The following is a 9,037-nucleotide window of genomic DNA, read 5'->3' as shown; positions in this document are numbered from 1 at the left end:
CCGCGCGCTCCGCGTCAGTGAGCTCGATGTTGCTGGTGCGGGTATATGCATTGGGCATGAGGCATCTCCGAGGATGCCTCATCCCATGCAGTTTTCGTGCCTATGAATTAGCGGGACAGGACACTAGCACCCGCTCAGGCCGACTGGGCGAAGGCGGCATGCACCGCCTTCACCATGGCCGGGTCGGCGGGCCCCAGCTTGCCGCTGCGCGCCGCGATGCGGCCCTGGCGGTCCAGCAGCACCACCTGGCTGGAGTGGTTGAACTCGCCGTTGGAGATGCGGCGGTACTGCACGTTGAACACGGCGGCGAACTTGCGCGTGGTCGCGTCGTCCGCGCGGGCCAGGGTCCAGCGCGCATCGCAATGGCGCTGGTCGGCGGTCTTGCGCAGCACCGCCACGCTGTCGCGCGCCGGGTCGAAGCTCACCATGAGCACGCGGGCGGACGCCCGCTCCGCCTCGGGCAGCGCGCGCAGCGTGGCGTGCACCGTCTCGAAGATCATGGGGCAGACCATGTCGCAGGAGGTGTAGAACATGCTCACCAGCAGCGGCGTGCCGCGCAGCGACTCGAAGGCGAAGGCGCGCCCGTCCTGGTCGGTGAGGGTGGCGTCCAGCTGGTAGACCGAACTGTCCGGCGCCGCGGCGCGCGCGGTGCGCGGCGCCAGCAGCGAGGCGCCGGCCAGCAGGCCGGCCGAGGCCAGCAGTTGCCGGCGCGAGAGAAGGGATGAGGCGTGCATGGCCGTCCTTGCGATGAATCAGGACCCGTGCACGCAGCGGAAGCCCAGGCTGCCGGTGGAGTCGGGTGCGTTGAGGGAGGACAGCAGCGCGATGCGCATGAGCACGGCGTAGCTGTCGCGGTCGATGATGTTGAGCGCACCGGCGCCGCAGAACTTCAGCAGGTCCGGGTCGCCCTGGGTGCGGCTGTCGCCGGCGATGAAGAGCGCGTTGTAGTCGTCCACCCACTCCCACACCAGGCCGTGCAGGTCGCGCACGCCATAGGCGTTGGGCGGACCGCCCACCGCACCGGGCTGCGCGCCGGCCGGGCTCTCGTACCAGGAGAGGATGCGCTGGCGCCAGGCCGGGTCGGCACGGGCGTCGGTGCGCATCGCGTCGGCGGCGGCCGCGTACTCCCACTCCAGCCAGGTCGGCAGCCGCGCGTCCTCGCTCTCGCAGTAGGCGCGCGCCGCGAACCAGCTGACCTGGGTCACCGCCGACGGCCCCTGCAGGCTGCCGGGGTCGGCCGGGCCGGCCCAGCCGGCCAGGTAGCCGGGCCCGGCGAAGATCGCCGGGGCCCGGCCGCGTTGCCATTCGGGATGGGCGGCCAGGAAGGCCGCGAACTCGGCCACGCTCACCGGCGCGCTGCGCATGGCGAAGGGCGCGATCTCCACCGCGCTCGCCACGGTGGCCACCGCCCCCTGCGGCAGCACGCTGGTGAAGCGTCCCCCGGGCAGCGGCAGGTAGTCGGCCGCACCGGCCCAGAGCGGCGCCAGTGCCGCGGCCAGCACGGCCAGCCCACGCGTGATGCGCTTCATGCCGGGCTCCGTGCTCAGTGGCCGGTGCTGGCCGTGGCGCCGCCCGCGGCGCGCCTGGCCTTGACCTCGTCCTTGGTGACGCGGCCGCCGGCGTTGCCCCAGCTGTTCAGCACGTAGGTCAGGATGTTGGCCACCTCGTCGTCGTTCAGCTGGTTCATGGGCGGCATGACCGAGTTGTAGTCCTGTCCGTTCACCGTGACCTTGCCCGACAGGCCGTGCAGCACCACGCCCATGGCGCGCTGGATGTCGGCCGCGAGGAAGTCCGACTTCGCGAGCGGCGGGAACACGCCCGGCAGGCCGGCGCCGTTGGCCTGGTGGCACACCGAGCAGGTCCCCGCGAAGAGCGCCTGGCCGGCCTGCACCTGCTCCCCCACCGTCAGGTTGCCGGTCTTGGCCGACGCGGCGGCGGTGGCCACCGCCTGCATGTTGGGCTGCGCGCGGTCGCCCAGGTACACCGCATCCAGCTCCTTGCCGGAGTAGATCGACTTGTCTTCCTTGCCATCGACCTTGAGGATGGCCAGCGCGCCCTTGTTGAAGGCGCGGAAGATGGAGTGGTCCACCATCACATAGCTGCCGGGCACGCGCGCCGTGAAGGTCGCCACCGCGGCGCCGCCGGAGGGGATCAGCGTGGTCTGCACGTTCTTCTGGACGTTGGTGCCGCCCTCGTAGCGCACCTGGTCGAAGATGGCGCCGATGACGTGGAAGCTGGACACCAGGTTGGGCCCGCCGTTGCCCACGAACAGGCGCACCTTCTCGCCGACCTTGGCGGTGATCGCCTTGTCGCCGGTGAGCGCGCCCTCGGCGCCGTTGAACAGCACATAGGTCGGCTGCTCGGCGATCGCCTTCTCCATGTCGAAGGCCTGGTCGCCCTTCTCGCGGTACTTGCCCTGGGTGTAGAAGTCACCCTGCATCACGTAGTACTCCTTGTCCACCTTGGGCAGGCCGTTGGGCGGCTCCACCAGGATCAGGCCGTACATGCCGTTGGCCACGTGCATCCCCACGGGCGCGGTGGCGCAGTGGTAGACGTAGATGCCCTCGTTCAGCGCCTTGAAGGTGAACTGCGACTCATGGCCGGGCGCGGTGAAGCTGGAGGCCGCGCCGCCGCCGGGGCCGGTCACGCCGTGCAGGTCGATGTTGTGCGGCATCTTGCTGCTGGGGTGGTTCTTCAGGTGGAACTCCACCGTGTCGCCCTGGCGCACGCGGATGAAGCTGCCCGGCACGCTGCCCCCGAAGGTCCAGAAGGTGTAGTTCACGCCCTCGGAGATCTGCATCTGCTTTTCCACCACCTCCAGGTCGACGATGACCTTGGCCGGGTAACTGCGGTTCACCGGCGGCGGCACGTGGGGCGGACTGGTGAGCACGGCGTGGATGGGCGCGCCCTGGGGCGGGCCGAAATCGCCCGGCATGCGGGCGGCGGCCGGCGCGTTGCCGGGAACGGCGGTGGCCGCGGTGGCGCCCGCACTGGCACCGGCAGCGGCCGCGAGCAGCGGCAGGCACAGGCCGGCGAGCATGGAAAGCATGCGCAGGCGGTGTGGCTTGTTCATGAGAGGCTCCTTGGCAGGGGTAATAAGGTGTATCTGGTGTGCACCTTAGTTGGACACCCGGCCGCGCACCTTGACGAATCTCAAGCGTGGCGATTCGAGCGCCGGCGCGTCACCGACCTTGACGTGCATCAAGACCCCCATGGCTTCAGGTCGCGACATTAGATGCACCGCAAATACACCTTAAACCTGAGGAAACCATGAGAAGCAGCAAGAACCTGTGGCGCTGGCTCGGGTTGGTCTTCGTGCTGTCGTTCGGCGCGCTGGGCTACCTGGGCTGGCAGATCTACCTGACGGCGCCCCCCATCCCGGAGCGGGTCGCCACGTCCAGTGGCCAGACGCTGTTCACCGGTGAACAGATCCGCCACGGCCAGCAGGTCTGGCTCGCCGCCGGCGGCCAGCAGCAGGGCACGGTGTGGGGCCATGGCGCCTACGTCGCCCCCGACTGGTCGGCCGACTGGCTGCACCGCGAGGCCAGCACCCTGCGCGAGCTGCGCGCCAAGGCCCTGACCAGCGATCCGTCCACCCTGGCCCTGCCCGCACGCGCCGCGGTGGACGCCGCGCTGCAGGCCGAGATGCGCACCAACACCTACGACGCGGCCAGCGGCACGGTGACCGTGTCCGACGCCCGCGCCGCCGCGATCCGCGCCGTCGCCGCCCACTACGACGGGCTGTTCGGCGACGCCGCGTCGCTGGACTCGCTGCGCGAGCAGTACGCCATGCGCAGCGGCGAGGTGCTCTCGGCGGCCGACCGGGCCGACCTGGGCGCCTTCTTCTTCTGGACCTCGTGGGCCGCGTCCACCGACCGCCCCGAGGAAGCCGGCCTCTCGTACACCAGCAACTGGCCGTACGAGCCGCTGGTGGGCAACCGCATGGGCACCTCGGCCGCCGTGTGGTCCATGGCCAGCATCATCCTGCTGCTCGCCGGCATCGCCGCCATGCTGTGGCTGCACGGCGCCGGCAAGCACGAGGAGCCGCCCGTCATCCCGGCTGCCGACCCGCTGGGCGGCGCGCTGGCCACGCCCTCGATGCGCGCCACCCGCAAGTACTTCTTCGCCGTGGTCGGCCTGCTGCTGCTGCAGATCGGCATGGGCGTGGTGACCGCGCACTACGCGGTCGAAGGCGAGTCCTTCTTCGGCCTGCCGCTGGCGCAGGTGCTGCCCTATGTGGTGAGCCGCACCGTGCACACCCAGGTCGGCGTGTTCTGGATCGCCACCGCCTGGCTGGCCACCGGCCTGTACATCGCCCCGCTGCTCGGCGGGCGCGAGCCCAGGCTGCAGAAGCTGGGCGTGGACCTGCTGTTCTGGGCCCTGATCGCCATCGTGGTCGGCTCCACCCTGACCGGCTGGCTGGGCTCGCTGCAGCACCAGGGCGTGGACTTCAGCTTCTGGCTGGGCAACCAGGGCCTGGAATACACCAGCATGGGCCGCGTCTGGCAGATCCTGCTGTTTGTCGGCCTGCTGTTCTGGGCCTTCCTGCTCGGCCGCGGCCTCTGGCCCGCGCTGACCACGCCCTCGGAAAGCCGCGGCCTGATCGCCATGGTGTTCCTGTCGGCCACCTGCATCGGCGGCTTCTACGCCAGCTCGCTGGCCTGGGGCCAGCACACCCACTACTCGCTGATCGAGTACTGGCGCTGGTGGCTGGTCCACCTCTGGGTGGAAGGCTTCTTCGAGGTGTTCGCCACCGCCGTGATCGCCCTGCTCTTCACCAGGCTCGGCCTGATCCGCGCCAGCTCGGCCAACCGCGCCATCATCGCCGAGACCATCGTGTTCCTGTTCGGCGGCATCCTGGGCACGCTGCACCACCTGTACTGGACCGGCACGCCGACCTCGGTGATCGCCGTGGGCGCGGTGTTCTCGGCCCTGGAGGTGGTGCCGCTCACCCTGATCGGCCTGGAGGCCCTGCAGACCTGGCAGCGCGCCCAGGGCGTGGCCTGGCTGTCCGCCTACCGCTGGCCGGTGCTGTGCTTCGTCGCCGTGGGCTTCTGGAACACCGTGGGCGCCGGCCTGCTGGGCTTCACCATCAACCCGCCGGCCTCGCTGTACTACGTGCAGGGCCTGAACATGACGGCCGCGCACGGCCACGCCGCCCTCTTTGGCGTGTACGGCATGCTGGGCATCGGCCTGATGCTGTTCTGCCTGCGCGGCCTGTACGACCGCAGCCTGCACGCCGACCGGCTGCTGCGCCCGGCCTACTGGGGCCTGAACATCGGCCTGGCCATGATGGTGTTCCTGTCGCTGGTGCCGGCCGGCATCTACCAGGCCTGGGCCAGCATCTCCCGCGGCATGTGGTACGCCCGTTCGCCCGAGGTGGTGCATTCGCGGTTCATGGAGGCCATGGTCTGGCTGCGCGTGCCGGGCGACATCGTGTTCACCATCGGCACGGCCTTCCTGGCGGTGTATGTGCTGAACCTGCTGCGCGGCCGCCGCACGGCCACAGCGACCCAGGTCAAGGGCGCGGGGGCCGCAATCCGCTAAGCTCATCCACAAAGCCGTCACAAAGGGCGCCCATCCGGGCGCCCTGGCGGCCGAAAGAGCCCACTCCCCATGCGCCTCACCGCCTTCACCGACTACAGCCTGCGCGTGCTGATGTACCTGGCCTCCCGCCCCGGCGAGCGGGCCACCATCGCCCAGATCGCGGCCGCCTTCCAGGTGTCCGAGAACCACCTGGTGAAGGTGGTGCACCACCTGGGCAAGCAGGGCTGGCTGCACAACGTGCGCGGCAAGGGCGGCGGCATGGAACTGGCGCACGCGCCGGCCGACATCGTGGTCGGCCACGTGGTGCGCTCCACCGAGGGCGCCTCCGTGCTGGCCGAGTGCTTCGAGCCCGGCGGCGGCGAATGCTGCATAGACCGCAACTGCCGCCTGCGCGGCGTGCTGTCCGAGGCCGAGCAGGCCTTCTACGCGGTGCTGGACCGCACCACCCTGGCCGACGTGGTGCGCAACCGCACCCAGCTCGCCCACATTCTTTTCACCGACAAGCCGCCGGGGCGCGCGAGGGCCCCGGTCCCACGTCCATGAGCCTCATGCTGTCCATCGACGAACCCGCGCCGGCCTCCGCGCCGCGCGGGTTCGCGCTTTTTGCCCTGGGCTTCCGGCCCTTCTACCTGCTGGCGAGCCTGTTCGGCGCCGCCTCGATCGCGCTCTGGGGGCTGCAGGCCACCGGGCTGCTGTCCCACCCCTACCTCGCCGGCCCGCTGTGGCACGCGCACGAGATGCTGTTCGGCTTCGCGCTGGCGGTGATCACCGGCTTCCTGTTCACCGCCGGCCGCAACTGGAGCAACCAGCCCACGCCCACCGGCGCGCCGCTGGCCGCCCTGTGCGCGCTCTGGCTGGCGGCCCGGCTGCTGGTGCTCACGCCCTGGGGCTGGGCCGCCGCGCTGGCCAACGTCGCCTTTCCGCTGGCCGTCGCGGCCGCGCTGGGCCGGGCGCTGGTGAAGGGCGGCAGCCGACGCAACTACTTCTTCGTCGCCCTGCTCTGCGCCATGGCCGCGGCCGCCGCGGCCTTCCACCTGCAGCAGCTGGGCGTGCTGGCCTTTCCCGCGCGCGCCAGCCTGCAGCCGGTGCTGGACCTGCTGCTCTTCATCCTGGCGGTGATGGCCGGCCGCGTGCTGCCCATGTTCACCAACAACGGCGTGCCCGGCGCCGGTGCCGTCCGCCATCCCATCGTGGAGCGGGCGGCCCTGGGCAGCCTGCTGGCCCTGCTTGCCGCGCACCTGCTGGGCGCGCCCGACGCGCTGCTGGCGGCGCTGGCGGCGGCCGCGGCCTCCAGCCACCTGTGCCGCTGGCTGCTGTGGCGCCCCCTGCGCGCGCTGCGCAACCCGCTGGTAGCCATCCTGCACGTGGCCTATGCCTGGGTGCCTGTGCACCTGGCGCTGGCCGCCATGGCCGCCATCGGCTGGGTGCCCCCCTCGCTGGCCACGCACGCGCTGACGGCGGGCGCCGCCGGCGGCCTGGTCATCGGCATGATGACGCGCACCGCGCGCGGCCACACCGGCCGGCCGTTGCGCGCCGACCGGCTGGACATCGCCTGCTACGTGCTGGTGACGGTGGCGGCGCTGCTCCGGGTGGGCCTGCCCCTGGCCTGGCCGCAGGCCACCGGGCCCGCGCTGCTCGCCTCGGCCGCCTGCTGGAGCCTGGGCTTCGCGCTGTACGCCCTGGGCTATGCGCCCTCGCTGCTGCGCCCGCGCGCGGACGGCCGGCCGGGCTGATCAGCCGCCCTCCTCGTGCGGCGGGATGGCCTGCGTCCAGGTCGCCACGTCCTCGGGTGTCATGGTGCTGGCCGGCGTGAGGCGGCCGTCCACGTAGCCCAGCTGCTCGACGTCGAACAGGTATTGCTCGCGCGAGAGCAGCGTGCCGGCGCACAGGTGCGGGTCGGCCGCGGGCGGCTGGCGGGTCTCCTCGGCCAGCCGGCGCAGAAGCTCGTCCATCACCCAGGCCGGCACGCGCTGCCGCTCGCCCGGGTAGATGTAGCCGAACAGCACCAGGTGGCCCAGCAGCACCCGCCAGTTCGCGCCAAAGCGGGCGACCAGCTGCGGCCAGCGCAGGCGCTCGGCGCCGGCCTGGATCAGGTGCGCCACATCGGCCCCGTCGTAGCGCTCGCGCTCCATGATGAAGGCCTTGGTCAGCAGCGCGTCCTCGGCATTGGCGATGCGCACCGGCACGCCCAGCACGTCGGCCTGGGCGTTGTCCTCGAACCAGGCCTCGTTGACCGGCGACACGCCGTTGCCGCTGTTGAAGATCAGGTCGATGAAGTCCGTGCCGTGCCAGACCTTGGCCAGCCAGTGCGGGTAGCTCAGCACGGGGCGCCAGCCGCGCTGCGTGGCCAGGGCGGCCACGCGGTCCCAGTCCTCGCGGCGTATGAACAGGTCCAGGTCCTTGGTCGAGCGACGTATGCCGGTGAAGCAGGCCTGGGCGAACGCGCCGCCCACGAGGAAGGCCACGCCGGCGTCGGTGAGCGCCTGCAGGGCCTCGCGGTAGAACCCCGCCGTGTCCGGCGCGACCTCCTCCTCCAGCGAGGGAGCGAGCACTGCGTTCGTCATCGCCCCAGGGTAGCGCGCCGGCGCGCATGAGGCGTAGTCGCCCGCCTACAGGCTTCGCCGTCCAAACGGCACCCCGGCTGTGCGGCAAGGCCCCAGCATGCAGGCCATGGGCAAATCAGCGAACACCGTGCGCTTCGCCGCCGTCGGCGATATCCACGTCACCCGGGATTCGGCGGGCAGCCTGCGCGGCTTCTTCGCCCAGGCTTCGGCGGCGGCCGACGCGCTGCTGCTGTGCGGCGACCTCACCGACTACGGCACCGCCGAGGAGGCGCGCATCCTGGCCGAGGAACTGGGCGCCGTCTCCGTGCCCATCGTCGCCGTGCTGGGCAACCACGACTTCGAATCCGGCACGCCCGAGGTGGTGACCGAGATCCTCACCCGCGCCGGCGTGCGCGTGCTCGATGGCGGCTCCTGCGAGATCGAGGGCGTGGGCATCGCCGGCACCAAGGGCTTCGCCGGCGGCTTCGGCCGCGGCTCGCTGGGCGCCTGGGGCGAGCCCGCCATCAAGCTCTTCGTGCAGGAGGCGCAGCAGGAGGCGATGAAGCTGGAGTCGGCGCTGGCCAAGCTGCGCACCGCGCGCCGCATCGCGCTGCTGCACTACGCGCCGGTGACAGGCACCGTGCAGGGCGAGCCGGTCGAGATCTTCCCCTTCCTGGGCAGCAGCCGGCTGGAGGAGCCGCTGCTGCGCTACCCCGTGGATGCCGTGTTCCACGGCCACGCGCACCGCGGCACGCCCGAGGGGCGCACCATCAACGGCGTGCCGGTGTTCAACGTGGCGCGGCCGCTGCTGCTGCGCGCGCGGCCCGGCCAGCCGCCCTTCTGGCTGTACGAGCTGCCGCGCGAGGAGACGGGCGTGCCGCAGGCGGCGCCCGGCCCGGCCGCGGCGCAGGCGGTGCCCTGACCGCCCCCCCGGGCGGCGGGCCCGC

General features: G+C 71.7%; 8 protein-coding genes. 4 read left to right on the top strand and 4 right to left on the bottom strand.

Annotation, left to right across the window (positions count from 1 at the left end; all coding sequences use genetic code 11):
- Positions 1-134: 134 nt before the first annotated feature.
- Genes IM725_RS12090 through nirK form a run of 3 tightly spaced genes read right to left on the bottom strand, consistent with a single transcriptional unit; the run spans position 135 to position 3,073 of the window.
- A complete protein-coding gene (locus tag IM725_RS12090) occupies positions 135-734 on the bottom strand; it encodes an SCO family protein (protein WP_193780851.1) in 600 nt (199 codons plus the stop codon).
- A gap of 18 nt (positions 735-752) precedes the next feature.
- A complete protein-coding gene (locus IM725_RS12085) occupies positions 753-1,529 on the bottom strand; it encodes a formylglycine-generating enzyme family protein (RefSeq protein WP_193780850.1) in 777 nt (258 codons plus the stop codon).
- 14 nt (positions 1,530-1,543) lie between these two features.
- On the bottom strand, positions 1,544-3,073 hold the full coding sequence (gene nirK, locus IM725_RS12080; RefSeq protein WP_193780849.1) for a copper-containing nitrite reductase: 1,530 nt from the start codon (positions 3,071-3,073) through the stop codon (positions 1,544-1,546).
- Positions 3,074-3,270: 197 nt separating this feature from the next.
- Between nirK and IM725_RS12075 the strand changes: the two genes are divergently transcribed.
- From IM725_RS12075 to IM725_RS12065, 3 genes are all read left to right on the top strand, one after another.
- Positions 3,271-5,547, top strand: coding sequence for a nitric-oxide reductase large subunit (locus IM725_RS12075; RefSeq protein ID WP_193780848.1), 2,277 nt, complete (start codon positions 3,271-3,273; stop codon positions 5,545-5,547).
- 69 nt (positions 5,548-5,616) lie between these two features.
- Positions 5,617-6,090 carry an RrF2 family transcriptional regulator gene (locus IM725_RS12070; RefSeq protein WP_193780847.1) on the top strand — a complete coding sequence of 158 codons (474 nt, stop codon included), beginning with the start codon at positions 5,617-5,619 and terminating at the stop codon, positions 6,088-6,090.
- Entirely contained in the window at positions 6,087-7,280 is a 1,194-nt protein-coding gene (locus tag IM725_RS12065) for an NnrS family protein (RefSeq protein ID WP_193780846.1), read from the top strand. Before IM725_RS12070 ends, IM725_RS12065 begins: the two co-directional genes overlap by 4 nt.
- Here the strand turns inward: IM725_RS12065 and IM725_RS12060 are convergent, their stop codons facing one another.
- Positions 7,281-8,111 (bottom strand): nucleotidyltransferase, encoded by an 831-nt coding sequence (locus IM725_RS12060; RefSeq protein WP_193780845.1) that lies wholly within the window; start codon positions 8,109-8,111, stop codon positions 7,281-7,283. It lies immediately after the preceding gene.
- A gap of 106 nt (positions 8,112-8,217) precedes the next feature.
- Here IM725_RS12060 and IM725_RS12055 point away from each other — a divergent pair, with 106 nt between their 5' ends.
- Entirely contained in the window at positions 8,218-9,012 is a 795-nt protein-coding gene (locus IM725_RS12055) for a metallophosphoesterase family protein (protein ID WP_193780844.1), read from the top strand.
- Positions 9,013-9,037: the final 25 nt, after the last annotated feature.

It is taken from the genome of Ramlibacter aquaticus (assembly GCF_015159745.1).
GTDB classification, from domain to species: domain Bacteria; phylum Pseudomonadota; class Gammaproteobacteria; order Burkholderiales; family Burkholderiaceae_C; genus Ramlibacter; species Ramlibacter aquaticus.
This window is presented reverse-complemented; position numbering and strand designations above follow the sequence as displayed.

Bases quoted from the DNA above. Each gene is read 5' to 3' on its own strand.
- IM725_RS12060 (WP_193780845.1), bottom strand. From the start codon at position 8,111: ATGACGAACGCAGTGCTCGCTCCCTCGCTGGAGGAGGAGGTCGCGCCG.
- IM725_RS12065 (WP_193780846.1), top strand. From the start codon at position 6,087: ATGAGCCTCATGCTGTCCATCGACGAACCCGCGCCGGCCTCCGCGCCG.
- IM725_RS12075 (WP_193780848.1), top strand. From the start codon at position 3,271: ATGAGAAGCAGCAAGAACCTGTGGCGCTGGCTCGGGTTGGTCTTCGTG.
- IM725_RS12070 (WP_193780847.1), top strand. From the start codon at position 5,617: ATGCGCCTCACCGCCTTCACCGACTACAGCCTGCGCGTGCTGATGTAC.
- IM725_RS12055 (WP_193780844.1), top strand. From the start codon at position 8,218: ATGGGCAAATCAGCGAACACCGTGCGCTTCGCCGCCGTCGGCGATATC.
- IM725_RS12085 (WP_193780850.1), bottom strand. From the start codon at position 1,529: ATGAAGCGCATCACGCGTGGGCTGGCCGTGCTGGCCGCGGCACTGGCG.
- nirK (WP_193780849.1), bottom strand. From the start codon at position 3,073: ATGAACAAGCCACACCGCCTGCGCATGCTTTCCATGCTCGCCGGCCTG.
- IM725_RS12090 (WP_193780851.1), bottom strand. From the start codon at position 734: ATGCACGCCTCATCCCTTCTCTCGCGCCGGCAACTGCTGGCCTCGGCC.